Source organism: Pseudomonas sp. BJa3, from assembly GCF_026343815.1.
Lineage (GTDB): Bacteria > Pseudomonadota > Gammaproteobacteria > Pseudomonadales > Pseudomonadaceae > Aquipseudomonas > Aquipseudomonas soli.
On record NZ_JAOXMC010000003.1, the window covers coordinates 92,426 to 109,253 of the forward strand.

Below are 16,828 nucleotides of genomic sequence, written 5' to 3' on the forward strand. Positions count from 1 at the left end.
ACCGTGGACCTCGCCCAGAACAACGACCAGGCCATCACCCGTGACAGCCTCTATGGCACCGCTGCCGAAAGTACCTATGCCGGCATCACCAGCTTTTCACGGCGCCGCTACAGCCGCGACCTGCGGGGTGTCGACGTGGTGGTAAGCGGCGTGCCGTTCGACACCGCCACCAGCAATCGTCCCGGCGCGCGCTTCGGTCCGCGGGCGATCCGCGCCGCCTCGGTGCAACAGGCCTGGGCCCGGCACTGGCCCTGGGCGTTCGATCCGTTCGACCACCTGGCGGTGATCGACTACGGCGATTGTGCCTTCGATAGCGGTACGCCGCAGTCGGTGCCGCAGAGCATCGAGGCGCATGCCGAGCACATTCTTGAGGCCGGCTGCGCCATGCTCACCTTGGGCGGAGACCATTTCATCAGCTATCCGCTGCTCAAGGCCCATGCCCGTCGGCATGGCCCGCTGGCGCTGGTGCACTTCGATGCGCACAGCGACACCTGGCCGGACGAGGAGGGCCAGCGCATCGACCATGGCACGATGTTCTGGCACGCGGCGCGGGAAGGGCTGGTGGACCCGGCGCGCTCGGTGCAGATCGGCCTGCGCACCACCAACGACGACAGCCAGGGCTTCGCCATTCTCGACGCCCGCCAGGTGCATCGCCAGGGCACCGAGGCGATCGTCACTGCCATCCGCCAGCGGGTGGGCGACCGGCCGGTGTACCTGACCTTCGATATCGACTGCCTGGACCCAGCCTTCGCCCCCGGCACCGGCACGCCGGTATGCGGCGGCCTGAGCACGGTGCAGGCGCTGGAGATCCTCGGCGGGTTGCGCGGGATCAACCTGGTGGGGATGGACCTGGTGGAAGTGGCGCCGGCCTATGACCATGCCGATATCACCGCGCTGGCCGGCGCGACCCTGGCGATGGAGATGCTGTGCCTGTATGCCGCGCGGCACAAGGTAGATACAGTCGGTTGACACCAGGGCTGAAGGTAGCCCAAGGGGCACATACTGAAACATCAGGACCCAAATTCATTCTTTTGCGTCGAACCCTGCGCGCCTTAGGCTATCCAACCTTCGAGCGCGCCTTTTCGTAGCGGAGGTGAAGCATGAATCCCACACTGCCAATCCTGGGCCTCGGCCTGGTGCTGGCGTTGCCACTGCAGGCTGCGTCCTTGGCGCCGCCACTGCTTGCCGCCAACGACAGCAACAATCCCTACAACAGCCCGATCATGCGCGCCAACCCCAACAGCCGGCAGGGCAGCGTGCCGGCAATGCCGCCCGTGCGCGGCCCGTCCACGCAACCCAATCCGCGCCCCCCCACCCTCGACAACCGCGGTATCGGCAACGGTGAAAACCTGCGCCGCGAGCAGCAGACCCCGAACCTGGAACCCACCCGGCCACCACGCGATTCACCACGCGCGCCGTGAGCCCTTGCGAAGGAAGCGAGCATGACGCCACGCATCTGGTTGACCACCCTGGCAGCAGCCAGCCTGTTCCCCTTGTTGGCGCAGGCCGCCGCTGAGCAGCAGTACTTCAGCGAGGCGGGCCCGCTAACCGTCAGCACTGTCGCCGATGGTCTGCGCAATCCCTGGGCGCTGGCCTTCCTGCCCGGCGGAAAGGACATGTTGGTCACCGAACGTCCAGGCAATCTGCGTATAGTCAATGCTGAGGGCAAGGTAGGGCCGCCGCTGTCCGGCGTGCCCAAGGTGTGGGCCGAAGGGCAGGGTGGGCTGCTTGACGTGGTGCTCTCGCCTGAGTTTGCCAAGGACCGAACCGTTTATCTGTCCTATGCCGAAGAGGGCAGCGATGGCAAGGCGGGTACCGCCGTCGGTCGTGGCCAGCTGACCCAGGACCAGTCGCGCCTGGAGAACTTCACGGTGATCTTCCGCCAGCAGCCCAAGTTGTCCGAAGGCAATCACTTCGGCTCGCGGCTGGTGTTCGACCGTGACGGCTACCTGTTCATCGCCTTGGGCGAGAACAACCAGCGTGCCACGTCGCAGGACCTGGACAAGCTGCAGGGCAAGATCGTGCGCATCCTGCCCGACGGCGAGGTACCCAAGGACAACCCCTTCGTCGGCCGCGACAACGTACGCCCGGAGATCTGGTCGTTCGGCCACCGCAACCAGCAGGGCGCGGCGCTCAACCCCTGGACCGGCATGCTCTGGACCCACGAGCACGGCCCGCGTGGCGGCGACGAGATCAACATCCCCAAGGCGGGCAAGAACTATGGCTGGCCGATCGCCACCCACGGCATCAACTACTCGTTGCTGCCGATCCCCGAGGCCAAGGGCAAGCACGTCGACGGCATGGTCGACCCCCATCATGTATGGGAAAAGTCGCCGGGCATCAGCGGCATGGCGTTCTACGACAGCCCCACGTTCAAGGCCTGGGACCACAACCTGTTCATCGGCGCGCTGGCGACACAGGAGTTGATCCGGCTGAAACTCGATGGCGACAAGGTCGTGCATGAAGAGCGGCTGTTGGCTGACCTGAAAGCCAGGATTCGTGACGTGCGGGTAGGGCCGGATGGCTATCTGTACGTGCTGACCGATGCCAAGGATGGCGCCTTGTTGAAGGTGGGGCTGACAGAGGGCTGATCGTCCCGGCGTAAGCCCTGGTGCAAGCTATTGCAGTTGCCCTGGGGCAATGTTGTGGGAGCGGGCTTGCCCCGCGATGGCGTACCATGCGCGGCATGACTCCCGAATCCCTTTATCACAAGGCGCTGGCCGAGCGCGGTTACGTTCCCGATGCCGCCCAGGCAGCCGCTGTGGCGGCCTTGCAGGCCTGCTTCGACTCCCTGCTTCAGGGCCAGCCGACGCAAGGCCTGTATCTCTGGGGCCCGGTCGGCCGGGGCAAGACCTGGTTGATGGACCTGTTCCATCGCAGCTTGGAACTTCCGGCACGGCGCCAGCATTTCCACCACTTCATGGCCTGGGTCCACCAGCGCCTGTTCCAGCTCAATGGTACCGCCGACCCGCTCGCGGCCCTGGCCCGGGCGCTGGCCGAAGAGATACGGGTGTTGTGTTTCGACGAGCTGTTCGTCAGCGATATCGGCGATGCGATCATCCTTGGCCGTCTGTTCCAGGTGTTGTTCGATCACGGTGTGGTGATCGTCGCCACCTCCAACCAGCCGCCTGACCAGCTGTACCGCGATGGCTTCAACCGCGAGCGGTTCCTGCCGGCCATCGCCGCCATCGAGCAGCACATGCGCGTGCTGGCGGTGGCGGGGGAGCAGGACCACCGACTGCGTCCCGGCGTGCAACAGCAACGCTATTGGGTCGGCAAGCCAGGGTGGCCGAGCGCGCTCGAGGCGGTGTTCCAGCGGCTGAGCCCGAACGATCCAGGCAGTGATCAGCCGTTGCAGCTCGGCTCCCGGCGTATCGGCGTGCTGCGCCGCAGCACGCACGCCATCTGGTGCCGCTTCGCCGACTTGTGCGAGCAGCCCCTGGCCGCCATGGACTTCATGGCATTGTGCGACCGCTTTCCGGCGATCCTGATCAGCGCTATTCCGGCCCTGGGTGGCGTCCAGCAGGCCGGGCGCATTGCCCGCGGCACCGAGGACGGGGCCGCCCGCGTCGAGGCCGGGGATCGCCAGTTGCCGACGCTGGCGCCGAAGGATGACAGCGTGCGGCGCTTCATCGCCCTGGTGGACGAATGCTACGACCGTCGGGTGTTGTTGTACCTGGAGGCCGAGGTGCCGCTGGAAGCGCTCTACACTCAAGGGTATCTGGCGTTCCCGTACCAACGGACCCTGAGCCGGCTACGGGAGATGCAACTGCAACGCTTCGCCTGAAGGAGCCGACCATGGAGCCGCTGTCGCATCATCTGCTGACCCAGGCCTACAACAATGGCTGGGCCAACCACCGCCTGTACAAGGCTTGTCTGCAACTGACCCAGGACGAGTTCGTCGCCCCCCGCTGCAGTTTCTTCCCGTCGATCAAGGCCACCCTCAACCACCTGTTGACGGTCGACTGGTTCTACCTGGATGCGCTGGAGTGCGAGCAGCGCGGCCAAACGCCGGACCCGGATGGCGAGCGCTTCTTCCAGCCCGAGCAGCCCTTCGCCACCTGCACCGACCTGCAGGCCCAGCAGGCCCAGGCCGACCAGCGGCTGATCGCCTATTGCCGGCAATTGCGCGACGACCAGTTGCGGCGCTACGTGAGCATCGTGCGACCGGACCGGGTGCAACAGGAGCAACGTTTGCGCCTGCTGTCGCACCTGTTCGAGCATCAGATCCATCATCGTGGCCAGGTACACGCGATGCTCAGCGACACGGCGATCAGGCCACCGCAGTTGGACGAATTCTTCTGCGAAGAAGAGGCCTCACTGCGCTCCGGGGATTTTGCCGCGCTGGGTTGGAGCGAGGCGCAGGTCTGGGAGCAACCCTAAGGGACGCTCAGGCTGTTTCGGCACCTGTCAGATCGTGGGCGGCCTGCACCAGCTGCTCCAGCTGGTGATGCACCATGGCACGGTCCAATTGCGCCAGGGCCTGGCGATTCCACAGTATTTGCATGCCGGTGAGTGGGTCGACACCGATCACAGGCTTGCAGGTGTCCTGACAGAACAGGTTCTGCTCGCCCCAGCGTACGTCGTCGATTGCGGGCAGTTCGATGAACATCAGCAAGTGATCCGCCGGGTGCTCGCTGACGTTGCACACAAAAGAACCCACCTGCAGGCTGATCACCGGGTCGAAGGTCAAGGGTGGATCCAGCTTCAGGGCAGCATACAGCTGGGTCAATGCATAATCGTAGTTCGTGCCTGACATGGCGAGTTCTCGATAATGAAGGGGGCCGTCACGGTAGTGTGGGCACGCCCTGGTGGATACCGGTCGCTGTCGCCAATTTTTAGTTGTTGGCTGTCAGCAGAGGCGTTGTGGGGACTGCCACATTCATTCTTCGCCAGACCATCTATTTCCTACAGAAAGTGGCGAAATGCCACTTGCTCCTGCGAACTATCCCTGCATTCATTTCAGCGGGCACGCCTTAGTCTACCGCCTCGTCTTCATCGATACGGTCAAGTCCACAGAGGCTGCTCCAGTTCTGTAGGCGTTGCGATTCGTTCGGTGTTCAAAAGGTCTACGGGAAGCAAGGCCTGGTGTGAGAGGGATTTCTCCAGTTGAGGGCTGGTGTGTGCAGGGGCGGCAGTTGGATGTTGTCGGGGCGGGGTTCACGTCCTTGGGGCAGGAAGGTTTTTACGCCATCCTGGCGGGTGAGTTGGCCCTGCGCGAAAAGGACGACATCATTCATCTACGGGCTGGTGAGCTGCTGTTCGTCAAACGCGGCACTTATCTGGTTGCGACCCAGGCGCAGGGCTGTCAGGTGCTTTGGCTGCCGCTGGACGTGAACTTCGTGCAAGCCTTTGTGCAAAGGCATGGCACTGACCTCGCCCGGCTTGAACGTCACGAGGAGGCGTGCGTGAACACCCTCCGGCTCCAGCCTTGCGCAATGGCGCAGGAATGCGTGGCCAGACTGGCGGCACTTGGTGGCGAAGGGGCAGCTTCAATGCTGGCGATGCTGCGCCTGGAGGAGTTGCTGTTGCTGTTGGTCTTCGGTCCGCAGGGGCGGACGTTGCTGGCGGCTTTGCGGCAACAGGGCAATCGCCATGTCGATCGCCTGCATGCCTTCATGGAGCAACACTACCTGCGCGAGTGGCGACTGGACCAGTATGCCGAGGCTTTCGGCCTGGGCCTGACGGCCTTCAAGTGTTTGTTCGCCAGCTTCTACAAATGCCCGCCCCGAGCCTGGATCACCGAGCGCAGGATCGTCCATGCGCACCATTTGCTGCTTAACACGCGCATGAGCATTGTCGACATCGCCATGGAAAGCGGCTTTTCCAGCCAGTCGTATTTCAGCCAGAGCTACCGCCGGCGGTTCGGCCGCACCCCCAGCGATGCTCGCCGTGGCTGACAACTCTTCTGTTCCCTCCGTTGCCCGGATGATGCGTGTATGAACACACTTTTGCAGCAAATGGCCCGACGCTTGGGCATGGCGCCCTGGTTGGCCAGTGAGCGCGGTGACTACCAGCTGTGCATCGAGGGGCATCCCCTGTCGCTCGAGCCGCAAGGCACGCGACTGCTGATTCGCAGTTCACTGTCGTCGCTGGCCGGCCAAGGCGCCAGCCTCGACCCGCAAGCCTTGCGCCGCATGATGGGCATGCTGACGGTGTGGGCTCAGCATTGTCCGCAGCGACTGGCGCTGACACCTGCGGGAGAGCCGCTGCTTGAAGCGCAGGTAGACCTGGCGCAGGGCGATCTCGACATCGTCGATCATGTGCTGGGTGCTCAGGTCGACCTTATCGATCTTCTGTGCGGGCAACCTGCGGATCAAGCACCTGTGACCCACGGAGGAGCTCGGATATGGCTGCCTTGAAATCGCTCGCCGCCGGTTTGACTGCGTTGCTGGCCAGCGTTGCGGTCCAGGCTGAGCCACTGGATTGGCCCCAGGAGCCGTTCCACTACGTTGCCCAGGGCGAGAGCCTGCGTGACCTGCTGGGCAATTTCGCCGCCAACTACCAGGGGGCGGTCGTGGTCAGCGACAAGGTCAGGGACCAGGTCAGCGCCACGTTCGAGCAGCCGGACCCGGAGGCGTTTCTCGAACAGGTCGCCGTGCTGTTCAACCTGGTCTGGTACTACGACGGCGCAGTGCTCCATGTCGACAAGTCCAGCGAAATGCAGACACGCCTTGTCCACCTGGAAAACGTGCGCGAGCCACAAGTTCGCACTGCCCTGCAGGAGGGTGGCGGCTGGACGTCGCGCTTCGCCTGGCGCGCTGCGGCGGATGGGCGGCTGGTGTATGCCTCGGGCCCACCGCGTTACCTCGACCGTGTCGAGCAGACCGTAAAGGCGCTGGAGCAACAGGCGGTATTGCAGGACGAATTCGGTGGCAGCCTGAGTGTCGAGGTGATCGCGCTCAGGCACGCGGTAGCTGAAGACCGTGAAATTGATTACCGCGACCAGAAGATTGCGGTACCCGGTGTGGCCACGCTCCTCTCTCGAGTGTTGACGAACGCCGATGTGCGGGTGGTCGAAGGTCAGGCGGTGGCGAAGGGGGCGCCTGTACGCAGCGGTCAAGCCGTTGTCCAGGCCGAAGCGTCGCTCAATGCCATCATCGTGCGTGACCATCCAGAGCGCATGCCCATGTACCGGCGCCTGGTAGCGGCGCTGGACCGGCCGGCGGCACGCATCGAGGTTGGGCTGACGATCCTGGACATCAACGCCGAGCATCTGGCTGAGCTCGGGGTGGAGTGGCAGGTCGGCATTGGCACTGGCAAACACCAGCTGATCGACATCCGCACCAGCGCAGGCCAGGCGCAGGGAACTCTGGCCGGCAGCCTGGTCGACGGCCGGGGGGTGAACCGGCTGCTGGCCAAGGTGATGCTCATGCAGGGAGAAGGCCGCGCCCAGGTTGTGTCGCGGCCGACCTTGCTGACCCAGGAAAACACCCTGGCGGTGCTGGACCACAGCGAAACCTATTATGTCCGGGTGCTGGGCGAACGCGTCGCCGAGCTCAAGGCGATCACCTACGGCACCCTGTTGAAAATGACTCCACGCCTGATCCGCAGTGCGGACCGGCCGGAAATCAGCCTGAGCCTGCATATCGAGGACGGTAGCCAGAAGTCCAACAGCACGGGCCCCGATGGCATACCCACGATCAGTCGCACGGTCATCGACACGCTGGCCCGGGTCGACCTGGGGCAGAGCCTGATGATCGGTGGTATCCACCGCGACGAGACGAGTGTAAGCCTGCGCAAGGTCCCGCTATTGGGAGACATTCCGTTCCTGGGGGCGTTGTTTCGCTATCAGTCCAGCAGCACGCGCCGATCGGTTCGACTGTTCCTGATCGAGCCGAAGCTGATCGATTCCGGGCTTGCAAGTGTCGGTAATGGTTCGGACGCAGTCCCTGCCGGTGATGAGCGCTCTTGAAATGAGTTACCAGCTGCGGGTCTACAGTGGCCTGAATGCGGGGGCCGAAGTGTCCCTGGCGCCCGGCCGGGTAGTCATCGGCGCCGATCCGGCGCAAGCCGATCTGGTGCTGGTGGACGCGGGAATCGCCGCCGTTCACCTGGTGCTGATGGTAGAGCCTGGCGGAGTACGCCTGTTGGAGTGGGGAACCATCGAGCCGCCTACACAGGACGGGGCGACGGTGGTGGCAGGTGTCGAGTTGCAGGCACTGGCCATTCAGCGTTGTGGCCCGTTGTGCTGGGCATTCTGTATAGAGGGCGAGGTTTTTGCCGAGCGGCTTCCCGAAACGCTCTCTGGACCCCGACCCCGATTGCGGGCTGGCTGGTTCATGGTACCGGGGGGCGGTTTGCTGCTGTTGCTGGCGCTGCTCTCGCGACTGCTGATTCCAGAGGCTGAAGCCCAGCGCAAAGGGGACACAGGCGATCCCGGCGTCGTCTCACACAGCCTGCCCGTTCCACAGGCCCGGACGCGCCTGGCGCAACTCCTGCGCGAATGGCGCCTGGAAGATGCCCTGAGCCTGGAGGACCGCGGTGACACCTTGGTGCTGCGTGGGACTCTGCAGGGCGGCCAGCAGCAGGACTTCCTGAAGTTGCAGCACCAGTTCCGCGAGGCATTCGGCGAGCATCCGCTGTTGAAGCTGGTCGCTGAGGGCAGGGCACCTGTGCCCGGGAAACTCGATTTCCCGCTGCGCGCGGTGTCACTGGGGCGCGTGCCCTACGTGACGCTGAATGACAACCGTCGTTATCCGGTAGGCGCGCTGCTGCCTTCTGGTATCCGCATCCTGGCGATCGATGGCCAGGCGATCACATTGCGCAAGGGCGGGCAGGATTACTCGATCAATCTCAAGGAGCGCCCTATCGATGATGGATGAGCTATTGCAGGAAGCACGCGACCCACACATGCGCGCCCGGATGTACGGTGCGCTGGAGCATACGCGGCAGGCCCTCGCCGAGCAAATGTCACGCCCCTTGCCGCCCACGGCATTCCAGGCGTTGCGCGATGAGCGAACGGCCCTTGAAGCGGCCTTGTATATCCTGGAAAAACTGAAGGAACATTGAAATGACAGGCATCAGCAGCGGATTCCACGACGGCACCAGCAACACAATGGACATGGTCCACGAGGGCATGGTCAGGCAGGCGCGAGAGGCCAACAAGGCTGTCCTCGAATCGCTCAGCAAGCTCAACGAGAAAAGCGACGACCCCGCGTTGTTGGCCGACATGCGCCACCGCTCGAACATCTGGTCCAACGTGTTCCAGGTCGATGCGACCTTGGGCCAGACCTTCAAGAACACCATCAGTAGCATCCTGCAGAAGTTCTGAGCATGGAGTACTCGGTGAATAATTTGATGGCGCGCCTGGGCTTGCTGGGTGTCGAACACCGTCACCATGACGAAGCGATGGCGATTGCGCGTTGGCTTGCCCGGCAGCCGCAAACCATGGAAGCCGCCTGTGCGATACGCATCGCCGCCCTGATGGGGGCGGGACGCTGCGAGGAGGCCCTGGCAGAAGGCGACCAGGCGCCCTGGCCATCCCTTGGCCCGTGGCTGGCACTGTGCGAGCGCCAGCTTGGCTACATGGCGGCGCTGGAACGGCGGCTCGAACGCATGGCGCAAAGCGAGGATTGCGATCTGATCCGGTTTGCCGAGGGGATGCGTGCGCAGGTGGTGGCATGAACGGGTTGACCATGTCGCTGTTGACGAGTGCGCAAACAGCTTCGATTCCGCGGCTCGCTCCTGCGGATCGGGACGCTGCTGCATTTCAGGCATGCCTGATCGAGCAGGCCCCAGGCGCCCCCGAGCAGTGGCGGAGGCCGGCAGTGGCAGAGCAACAGCGTCTGCAAGTGCTCGCCATGGCGATGGACTTGCTCAACGACTCCTTCACAGTGGAGAGCGACACATGAGTGGCATTGCCGAGGTGGCACGTGTGGTCACAGACCTGCAGTCCCTGGCGGCACCGGACGTCGACTTGCGCCAGGTGGCCGAGTTCGAGCAGGCGCTATCCAATAGTGCCGGCAGCCTTGAAGAGGGAGTGCTGCACAAAATCGCACAGCTCGGCCAGCAACATGCCGAAGCCAGGCAGGGCGCGCATGCCAGCCTGGTTTCAGGCGTGGGCGATCCGGTGGCATTGATGGATGCCCACTGGGCCCTGATGCGCACCAACCTGCAGGTCGAGCTGATTGCCAAGGGTGTGGGACGTACCACGCAGAATATCGAAACCCTCATGAAAGCCCAGTAGGTGCCCTGTGAAGAGACCATGGCAGTGCTTGCTGCTTTTGACGGTAATGGTAATGGGCGGTTGCAAGGTCGAGTTGTACCTGGGCCTCGGCCAGCGCGAAGCCAACGAAATGCTCGCGGTGCTGGATGCCGAGGGCATCGAGGCGGTGAAGGCGCAAGACAAGGACGGCAAGGTGAAGATCCTGATCGGCGAGGCCGACATCGGCCATGCGGTAGCCGCGCTCAAGCGCCAGGGCTATCCACGAGAGATGTTCTCCACGGTGAGTGATGTATTCCCCCGGGACAGCCTGATCTCGTCGCCACTGGAGGAGCACGCGCGGCTGACCTATGTGAAGTCCCAGGAACTGTCGCGCACCCTGTCGGAAATCGATGGCGTGCTGGTGGCGCGGGTGCATGTGGTCTTGCCTGAGCCGCGTGACGCCCTGCGCGCGCCGGCCCGTGCGGCTTCGGCGTCGATCTTCATCAAGCATGCGGCGGACGCGCCGCTGGACCTGTACATCGGGCAGATGAAACAGCTGTTGAGCAACAGCATCGAAGGCCTGGACTACGAACGCATCAGTGTGGTGCTGGTGCCTTCCACCCAGGCTCGTCAGCTGCGGCCAGGGGCGCGGCATGCGACGCTGCTGTCGATTCAGGTGATGGAGGGTTCGCGCCTGCGTCTGCTTGCGCTGGTCGGGGCATTGTTGGGGATGCTGTTACTAAGCAATCTTGCACAGTACCTGTGGTGGCGCCAGCGAGCATGACCCCGTTTCAGCTTCGCTATTGCCCTGCGAGTTACTTGCACCAGGCTCAATGTCCTGAGCCGTTGCTGCAGGTAGTTCAGGCCTTGCCGAATTGGCGTCGGGACAGCGCGATCAATGGTTGGTTGCTGTCGGCGCTGGACCTGGCCGAACCCTTTGAAATACCAGAACGGCTGGGTGGGCTGGCCCTCTATCCGCAGCCAGCATTCGAACGTGTTCTGGCCACTGTGGGCGGCTTGTTGCATGGCCAGGCCATCATGCGACTGCTCGCCCGAGCCGACCAGACGCGCTTGCGCCACGCCCTTGGCGATCAGGGCCTGCGCTATTGCCTGGAGAAATGGCGGCTGATCATCGGTCCATGGCCACCAGGTTGGCAGCGGGCGCTGCCAAGCGGCGCGCTGGAGGTGGACCTGCCCTTGCAGGGGCTGTCGTTCTGGCTGCAGGCCTGTGGTTGTACCGATCCCGGTTTTGCCCGGCGCCTGGCCCTGCGCCTGCCTGGCGCCGGTGCGTTGCCGACCTGGCCGTTGAGCGACGATCAGCGCGCCCTGGCGCGTATCCTTTGCCTGAAAGTGGCCCGAGACAGGAGCCTGGAATGTTGCCATTTATTGAACTGAATGATTGCCGGCCGATGGTCGAACCAGGTTGTACCGTGTTGCGCAGCGCCGATTACCAGCGCTTTCTCGAGGCCGGTGCCTTGATCGAAAGCGCTCGTCAGCGTGCAAGCGAACTCGATGCCCAGGCCGATGCGGTACTTGAGGCGCAGCATCGGCTTGGGCACGAGGTCGGGCTGGAAATGGCCGCGATCGAGCAGGCGGCGATGCTGCACAGCGTGCGTTTGCGCTGTGCAGAGCTCTATCGCCAGGCAGACCGGCAACTGAGTGAGGTGGTGTACCAGGCGGTGGGCAAGGTGCTGGGGGCCTACCCGGACATCGAGCTGACGCTGGCCGCCACGCGCCAAGCGTTGGCGCAGGTCCAGCCATGCGAGGCGTTGGTTCTGCACGTGTGCCCCGAACAGGTGCGCGAGGTCCGCCTGCGTATCGATGCAATTCTCGAGCAGTTTCCCGACACGGGCCCCCTGGAAATCTGTGGTGATGCTCGGCTCGCACGCGGCGGTTGTCGACTGGAAACCGCGGGCTGCGTCATCGACGCCAGCATCGAAGGGCAGTTGAGCGCCTTGCAGCGAGTGTTGGTGCAAGGGGTTGCTGATAACGAGGCTGGATCGCCATGAGCCCGCTCGAACATGGCCATGAGGCGGTGCTGGCCGCCGCGGCGCGAGCCATCCGCGATGACCAGGAGCGCGATGGGTTGCTCCAGGTATTTTGGGCGCAGCTTCGTCAGCCTGTTCGACCGCCTGTGCGGCAGGATATCTTGCCCGTGCGCCGGCCATTGCCGCAGCGCGGTATCGTGGTATAGCAACTGGCCGCTCAGCCATTGAGGAACGGGCGCAACCTGCTCAGACCGGCGGCGTCTTCTCTTGCGCCTGCAACCAGCGAATCACCTCGGCCACCGGCTGGATCAACTCGCCGGGGATGTATTGTTCCTCCAGGCTGTCCGCGAACAGCGCCCGTGCCAGGGGTATGCGCTCCAGCACCGGCACGCCTTCTTCCTCGGCGATTCGGCGTACCCGCAGGGCCTGCTCGTCGGTGTACTTCAGGGTGACCAGCGGCAACGGGGTTTCCCCGGCCTCGTAGCGCAGGCCGACTGCGATGTGGGTCGGGTTGGTGACGATGACCGACGAACGCCTGACGTCTGCACGCAACGTCCCGTGCTGCAGTTCACGGTGGCGTTTGCGGCGCTCGCGCTTGAGCTCCGGCGCGCCTTCCTGCTCCTTGCGCTCACGCTTGACCTCATCTTTGCTCATGCGCAACTGCTGGTGATGCTGCCTGCGCTCCAGGCCGTAGTCGGCCGCTGAAATCGCCATGAAACCAACGGCGCAGACGCCGATCAGCTGGCCCAGCAGGTTGCCCAGAACAGGCAGGATGCAGCCGATGCCGCACAGTGGAACCCGCAGCAACGCGGGCAGGTTATCGCTGAGCAGACCGAGCACCAATGCGCCGAGCAGCAGCACCTTGAGCAAGGATTTGAGAAAGTCGAGCAGGTTCCTGAGCGAGAAGATTCGTTTCATCCCCTCCACGGGACTGACCTTCTTGAGGTCGGGTGAGAGCGACTGCGTGTTGAATAGCAAGCCGGTTTGCAGCAGGTTGCCCGCGCTGGCGGCAATCAACGTGGTCAGCAGGAACGGCAGGGTGAGCCACAGCAGTTCGTGCAGCAACTGTTGCAGCATCAGCTCCAATGCCTGGCGAAAAGGCAGGTGGAGCAGGGGCTCGGGAAGCAGCATCAGCGCTCGCAGGTGTCCGAGGAAGTAGTCGGGAAAGCCCAGGGGCAACGTGGCGAGGCTCAGGATCAGCACGCTGGATACCAGTTCCTTGCTCTTGACCACCTGGCCGTTACGTCGTGCATCGCGCAATTTGGCCCGAGTAGGATACTCGGTCTTTTCCGTGCTCATGGCTGCTCCAGCAAGGGGCCGAGCAGGCGCACCGCGTGCAGCGCGCTGAACACCTGATCCTGGGCCTGCGCCATCAACAGGTACAGATAGGGCACCAGCAACGCGCTGCAGACCAGGCTCTTGATCGGCATGGACAGGATGAATACGTTCAGCGTCGGGGCGGAACGGCTGATGAGTGCCAGGCCGAACTCGGCGAGGAACATGGCGATCAGCAGGGGCGCGGCGAACAGTAGGCACAGGGTCATCAGGTAGTCGAACTGGGCCAGGAAGAACACGCTCCACTGGTCGCTGATCTGTGGGTAATAGCTGGCCACGGGCCAGCTGGCGTAGCTGCCCAGCAAGGCGCCAAGCAGTCCCAGGAAGGCGCCACCGGTGAAGAACAGGGTGACCAGGGTCTGCAGCAGCAGCGCTCCGGTGGGGCTGGCCTGGCTGCCCAGCAACGGGTTGAGGGTGGACGCCAGGGTCGCTCCGCGCTGGTTGTCGATGAGAAAGCCGCAGGCCTCCAGCGCCCAGAACGGGATGCACGCGATGGACCCGAGCAGCAAGCCGAGCAGCACTTCCTTGCCGATCAGCAGCCCCAGTTGCAGCCCATCCAGGCCTGGCGGCACGGTGCCCGCCACGCTGGGGTAGATGAACAGCGCCACCGAGCACGCCACGCCATTGCGTACCAGCGCGCCGCCCAGTACCTGCTTGCCGAGGATCGGCAGCACGATGAAGCAACTGAACAGCCTGGGCAGGATCAGGCTGAAGTTCAGCAGGGCCTGTTCAAGCGCATGGACAGTCATCGCACCCACAGGACACGCTCGAGCACCAGATCGGTGTAGCGGTAGAGCTCGCTGCCCATCCAGTCGGCCGTGACGAACAGGGTAACGACCACCGCGACCAGCTTGGCGACGAAGCCCAGGGTCTGTTCCTGCACCTGGGTCAGCGCCTGGACCAGCGACACCAGCGTACCCACCAGCGCGGCCATCAGCACCGTCGGCAGTGACAGGATCAGTATCAACCACAGCGCCTGGCTGGCGAAGTGCAGGACTTCGGTACTGCTCATCTCAGCCCCCGTAGCTCAGCACCAGGCCATGGGAGAGGCGCCCCCAGCCATCGAGCAGGACGAACAGCAACAGCTTGAAGGGTAGCGAGATGGTCACTGGCGACACCATCATCATCCCCATGGCCAGCAGGATGTTGGAGATGATCAGGTCGATGGCGATGAATGGCAGGTAGATCAGGAAGCCGATCTCGAAGGCCCGGGTCAGTTCGCTGATGGTGAACGCGGGCAGCAGGACGAGCAGGCTGTTACCGTCGACCTGTTCGGCATAGTGGCTGGGCCACAACTGGCGCGTGCTGTCGAGGAAGAAGGCGCGCTCGCGTTCGTTGACCTGTTTGTCGAGGAACGTGCGAAACGGTTCCAGGCCTTCGGCGAGAAAATGTTCGATCGAGTGAGCATCACCGAGGACTGTCTCATGGGTATTCAGGTAGTCGTAGGTGGCCATGCCCACCGGCGCCATGACGTAGATGCTGAGGATGATCGCCAGGCCATACAGGGCCATGTTGGGTGGGATCTGCTGTACTCCCAGGGCGTTGCGCAGCAGCGAGAAGACCACGGTCATCTTCAGGAACGAGGTGGCCATGACCGCAATGAAAGGGGCCATCGACAGCAGCGCCAGGCCAAGGATCAGGCTCAGTTCGTCAGGCAACTGGATCATGTCGGGTCGTTTTCCAGCAGCCGCGTCACCCGCACCCCGAGGCGACCGTCGATGCGCACCAGCAAGCCGCTGCCAATATAGCGCTGATTGGCAAGAATGCGCACCTCGGCCGCCAGCGGGCTGTGCAGCTCTATCAGGGCGCCTGGCCCCAGGGTCGACAGCGTGTGCAGGTCAAGGGTCTGGCGACCGACCTCGAAACTGACCGCGATCGGCAATTGCTCCAGTTCCCCCAGCGCGGTATCGGGCGGCGGTAATGATTCGTGCATGCGGACTAGCTCCAGGTGTGTGTCGTTGAGCAGCAGTTCTGCCCAGGGATGGCCGTCGAGCACACCGAGTAACCGGGGTGGCATTGGCGTGGCGGCGGGCAGCAGCAGGATGTCGCCCATGCCGAGTTCACGCAGCTCGTGCAGCGACAGGTCGTGGGGGGGCCATTGCAGTGAGAGGTTCAGCGCGATGTTCAGGCGTTCACGCAGCGGGCGTCGCGGCAAGCTGGCGAGCAGGCGCTCGCAATCGCCTTGCACCCAGCAGGTCAGCGCGCGTGTGGCATGCTTCAGCGATACTTGCAGGCACGCCGTGCGCTGGCAGACACCTGCCGGTTCGATACCCAGGCATTGCAGGCCAGGAAGCCAAGGGCTGTCCCGTTGCAGCAACGCCATTTGCAACGGTGCCGGCAGGCTGGCGAAGTCGGCTTCCTGCAAATGTGGCGCCAACCATTGCGCCAGATGCTGCCGACGGCACAGCAGGCGCGCCGGCACGCCTTGCCAATCGACCAGCACGACCAGGTCGGTGTCCCCCTCGCAAGCGACGATGTCCAGCAAGGCCTGGCGCTCGGCATCGACATAGCTACGTTGGCGATGGCTCAGCAGTCGCTGCAGGCGCAGCTCCTGTTCGTTAGCGGATGGGAAGCTCGCTGGGCTCATGGTTCGGGCCACCACTCGTCGAGCACGTGGCGCCGGTTGCGTGAACCTTGCTCGCCGTCGCCGTTTGCGGAAAAGCCGAGGCTGACCGGCTGCGCTGGATCAAGCCGTTGCAGGCGTTCGAGCAGGTCTGCGCAAGCCACCTGCAATTGCCGCAGACTCGCTGGCGCGGCCTGGATCTCCACCTGCAAACCTGCGCCTCCATGGCGCATGTGCACCTCGACAGCTCCCAACTGCGGCAACCGAGCACGCAGCAGGGTCAGTTCGCGCTTGTCGGCCTTGCAACCGAGCACTTGCAGGTGCAGGCGATCCACCAGTATCTGCAGGTCTTCATTGAAGGTGACGCCCGGGCAGGGCAGTACCCTGTCGACCACTGCACGTTCACAGGTCAGGGCATGAACCGGGGCCGGTATGGCGCTTTCCTGGGGTAGCAGGCGACTGGGCAGGGTGTCGGCGTGATCGCGAATGTCTCGCTGAACGGTCTCGGGTACGCTCTGGACCGTCGACCCGGGCGCCTCGAGTTCTTCGGGCGCCGTCGCGGTGAAGGGATGCATGACAACATCCTCGGTTAGCGTCGGTGGGGCAGGCACAGGTGGATAGTGCTCCGTCCTGCGCATGGCGGGCGCCAAAGGGTAGCCGAGGCGCAGATGGCCAGCCTCTCGAGGCATGCCCTGCCTTTCCGGTGGTGCTAGCAGCTGTTCGAACAACAGCCGCTGGCTGTTCAGGGGAGGCAAGCGAGGCGTGTCATTCGGCGGGATTGGTAAGGCAGGCACG

Annotated in this window: 25 protein-coding genes; 18 read left to right on the forward strand and 7 right to left on the reverse strand. The window is 63.9% G+C overall.

From position 1 onward, the window contains the following. Positions 1-3: 3 nt before the first annotated feature. The 5 genes from speB to OH705_RS03945 all read left to right on the forward strand — a co-directional run bounded on the left by speB (position 4) and on the right by OH705_RS03945 (position 4,383). Complete coding sequence (speB, locus tag OH705_RS03925; RefSeq protein WP_094011312.1) at positions 4-969, forward strand: agmatinase; 966 nt, start codon at positions 4-6, stop codon at positions 967-969. Between the two features lie 131 nt (positions 970-1,100). Beyond that, on the forward strand, positions 1,101-1,421 hold the full coding sequence (locus tag OH705_RS03930) for a hypothetical protein (RefSeq protein WP_094011313.1): 321 nt from the start codon (positions 1,101-1,103) through the stop codon (positions 1,419-1,421). A 21-nt stretch (positions 1,422-1,442) separates the two neighbouring features. After that, entirely contained in the window at positions 1,443-2,591 is a 1,149-nt protein-coding gene (locus OH705_RS03935; RefSeq protein WP_267301083.1) for a PQQ-dependent sugar dehydrogenase, read from the forward strand. A gap of 95 nt (positions 2,592-2,686) precedes the next feature. Then, positions 2,687-3,787 carry a cell division protein ZapE gene (zapE, locus tag OH705_RS03940; RefSeq protein WP_267301084.1) on the forward strand — a complete coding sequence of 367 codons (1,101 nt, stop codon included), beginning with the start codon at positions 2,687-2,689 and terminating at the stop codon, positions 3,785-3,787. Positions 3,788-3,798: 11 nt separating this feature from the next. Continuing rightward, positions 3,799-4,383 (forward strand): DinB family protein, encoded by a 585-nt coding sequence (locus OH705_RS03945; protein ID WP_023630357.1) that lies wholly within the window; start codon positions 3,799-3,801, stop codon positions 4,381-4,383. Between the two features lie 7 nt (positions 4,384-4,390). Here the strand turns inward: OH705_RS03945 and OH705_RS03950 are convergent, their stop codons facing one another. After that, complete coding sequence (locus OH705_RS03950) at positions 4,391-4,759, reverse strand: CesT family type III secretion system chaperone (protein WP_023630358.1); 369 nt, start codon at positions 4,757-4,759, stop codon at positions 4,391-4,393. 409 nt (positions 4,760-5,168) lie between these two features. Between OH705_RS03950 and OH705_RS03955 the strand changes: the two genes are divergently transcribed. Genes OH705_RS03955 through OH705_RS04015 form a run of 13 tightly spaced genes read left to right on the forward strand, consistent with a single transcriptional unit; the run spans position 5,169 to position 12,341 of the window. Further along, positions 5,169-5,900: a helix-turn-helix transcriptional regulator gene (locus OH705_RS03955; protein WP_094011316.1), complete on the forward strand. Its 732-nt coding sequence runs from the start codon at positions 5,169-5,171 to the stop codon at positions 5,898-5,900. Positions 5,901-5,939: 39 nt separating this feature from the next. Continuing rightward, positions 5,940-6,362 carry a CesT family type III secretion system chaperone gene (locus tag OH705_RS03960; protein WP_023630360.1) on the forward strand — a complete coding sequence of 141 codons (423 nt, stop codon included), beginning with the start codon at positions 5,940-5,942 and terminating at the stop codon, positions 6,360-6,362. Beyond that, positions 6,350-7,915, forward strand: a complete 1,566-nt coding sequence (sctC, locus tag OH705_RS03965) for a type III secretion system outer membrane ring subunit SctC (RefSeq protein ID WP_323873485.1) — start codon at positions 6,350-6,352, stop codon at positions 7,913-7,915. The genes OH705_RS03960 and sctC overlap by 13 nt, the downstream gene beginning before the upstream one ends. 1 nt (position 7,916) lies before the next feature. Further along, the gene (locus tag OH705_RS03970) at positions 7,917-8,825 is read left to right on the forward strand and encodes an FHA domain-containing protein (RefSeq protein ID WP_263157873.1); all 909 of its coding nucleotides are present in this window, start codon (positions 7,917-7,919) and stop codon (positions 8,823-8,825) included. Beyond that, a complete protein-coding gene (locus tag OH705_RS03975; protein WP_267301086.1) occupies positions 8,815-9,012 on the forward strand; it encodes an EscE/YscE/SsaE family type III secretion system needle protein co-chaperone in 198 nt (65 codons plus the stop codon). The genes OH705_RS03970 and OH705_RS03975 overlap by 11 nt, the downstream gene beginning before the upstream one ends. A gap of 1 nt (position 9,013) precedes the next feature. Then, positions 9,014-9,274, forward strand: coding sequence for an EscF/YscF/HrpA family type III secretion system needle major subunit (locus OH705_RS03980; protein ID WP_023630364.1), 261 nt, complete (start codon positions 9,014-9,016; stop codon positions 9,272-9,274). A 2-nt stretch (positions 9,275-9,276) separates the two neighbouring features. Continuing rightward, positions 9,277-9,627, forward strand: coding sequence for a YscG family type III secretion system chaperone (locus tag OH705_RS03985; protein WP_023630365.1), 351 nt, complete (start codon positions 9,277-9,279; stop codon positions 9,625-9,627). Beyond that, positions 9,624-9,854, forward strand: a complete 231-nt coding sequence (locus OH705_RS03990) for a hypothetical protein (RefSeq protein ID WP_023630366.1) — start codon at positions 9,624-9,626, stop codon at positions 9,852-9,854. Before OH705_RS03985 ends, OH705_RS03990 begins: the two co-directional genes overlap by 4 nt. Next, positions 9,851-10,189 carry a type III secretion system inner rod subunit SctI gene (gene sctI / locus OH705_RS03995; protein ID WP_023630367.1) on the forward strand — a complete coding sequence of 113 codons (339 nt, stop codon included), beginning with the start codon at positions 9,851-9,853 and terminating at the stop codon, positions 10,187-10,189. Before OH705_RS03990 ends, sctI begins: the two co-directional genes overlap by 4 nt. 7 nt (positions 10,190-10,196) lie before the next feature. Continuing rightward, positions 10,197-10,931, forward strand: coding sequence for a type III secretion system inner membrane ring lipoprotein SctJ (sctJ, locus tag OH705_RS04000; protein WP_094011321.1), 735 nt, complete (start codon positions 10,197-10,199; stop codon positions 10,929-10,931). After that, positions 10,928-11,542 carry a SctK family type III secretion system sorting platform protein gene (locus tag OH705_RS04005; RefSeq protein ID WP_267301088.1) on the forward strand — a complete coding sequence of 205 codons (615 nt, stop codon included), beginning with the start codon at positions 10,928-10,930 and terminating at the stop codon, positions 11,540-11,542. The genes sctJ and OH705_RS04005 overlap by 4 nt, the downstream gene beginning before the upstream one ends. Then, positions 11,521-12,156: an HrpE/YscL family type III secretion apparatus protein gene (locus OH705_RS04010; RefSeq protein ID WP_023629659.1), complete on the forward strand. Its 636-nt coding sequence runs from the start codon at positions 11,521-11,523 to the stop codon at positions 12,154-12,156. Before OH705_RS04005 ends, OH705_RS04010 begins: the two co-directional genes overlap by 22 nt. Continuing rightward, positions 12,153-12,341, forward strand: a complete 189-nt coding sequence (locus OH705_RS04015) for a hypothetical protein (RefSeq protein WP_023629660.1) — start codon at positions 12,153-12,155, stop codon at positions 12,339-12,341. Before OH705_RS04010 ends, OH705_RS04015 begins: the two co-directional genes overlap by 4 nt. 40 nt (positions 12,342-12,381) lie before the next feature. Here OH705_RS04015 and sctU read toward each other — a convergent pair whose 3' ends face one another. Genes sctU through OH705_RS04045 form a run of 6 tightly spaced genes read right to left on the reverse strand, consistent with a single transcriptional unit; the run spans position 12,382 to position 16,608 of the window. Beyond that, complete coding sequence (gene sctU, locus OH705_RS04020; protein WP_023629661.1) at positions 12,382-13,434, reverse strand: type III secretion system export apparatus subunit SctU; 1,053 nt, start codon at positions 13,432-13,434, stop codon at positions 12,382-12,384. Beyond that, positions 13,431-14,219, reverse strand: a complete 789-nt coding sequence (sctT, locus tag OH705_RS04025; RefSeq protein ID WP_267301089.1) for a type III secretion system export apparatus subunit SctT — start codon at positions 14,217-14,219, stop codon at positions 13,431-13,433. The genes sctU and sctT overlap by 4 nt, the downstream gene beginning before the upstream one ends. Beyond that, positions 14,216-14,482, reverse strand: a complete 267-nt coding sequence (gene sctS / locus OH705_RS04030) for a type III secretion system export apparatus subunit SctS (protein ID WP_023629663.1) — start codon at positions 14,480-14,482, stop codon at positions 14,216-14,218. The genes sctT and sctS overlap by 4 nt, the downstream gene beginning before the upstream one ends. Before the next feature lies 1 nt (position 14,483). Then, positions 14,484-15,137, reverse strand: coding sequence for a type III secretion system export apparatus subunit SctR (gene sctR / locus OH705_RS04035; protein ID WP_160290575.1), 654 nt, complete (start codon positions 15,135-15,137; stop codon positions 14,484-14,486). Continuing rightward, a complete protein-coding gene (gene sctQ, locus OH705_RS04040) occupies positions 15,134-16,057 on the reverse strand; it encodes a type III secretion system cytoplasmic ring protein SctQ (RefSeq protein ID WP_110604560.1) in 924 nt (307 codons plus the stop codon). The genes sctR and sctQ overlap by 4 nt, the downstream gene beginning before the upstream one ends. Next, positions 16,054-16,608 (reverse strand): type III secretion system needle length determinant, encoded by a 555-nt coding sequence (locus tag OH705_RS04045; RefSeq protein WP_052062220.1) that lies wholly within the window; start codon positions 16,606-16,608, stop codon positions 16,054-16,056. The genes sctQ and OH705_RS04045 overlap by 4 nt, the downstream gene beginning before the upstream one ends. Positions 16,609-16,828 lie beyond the last annotated feature (220 nt).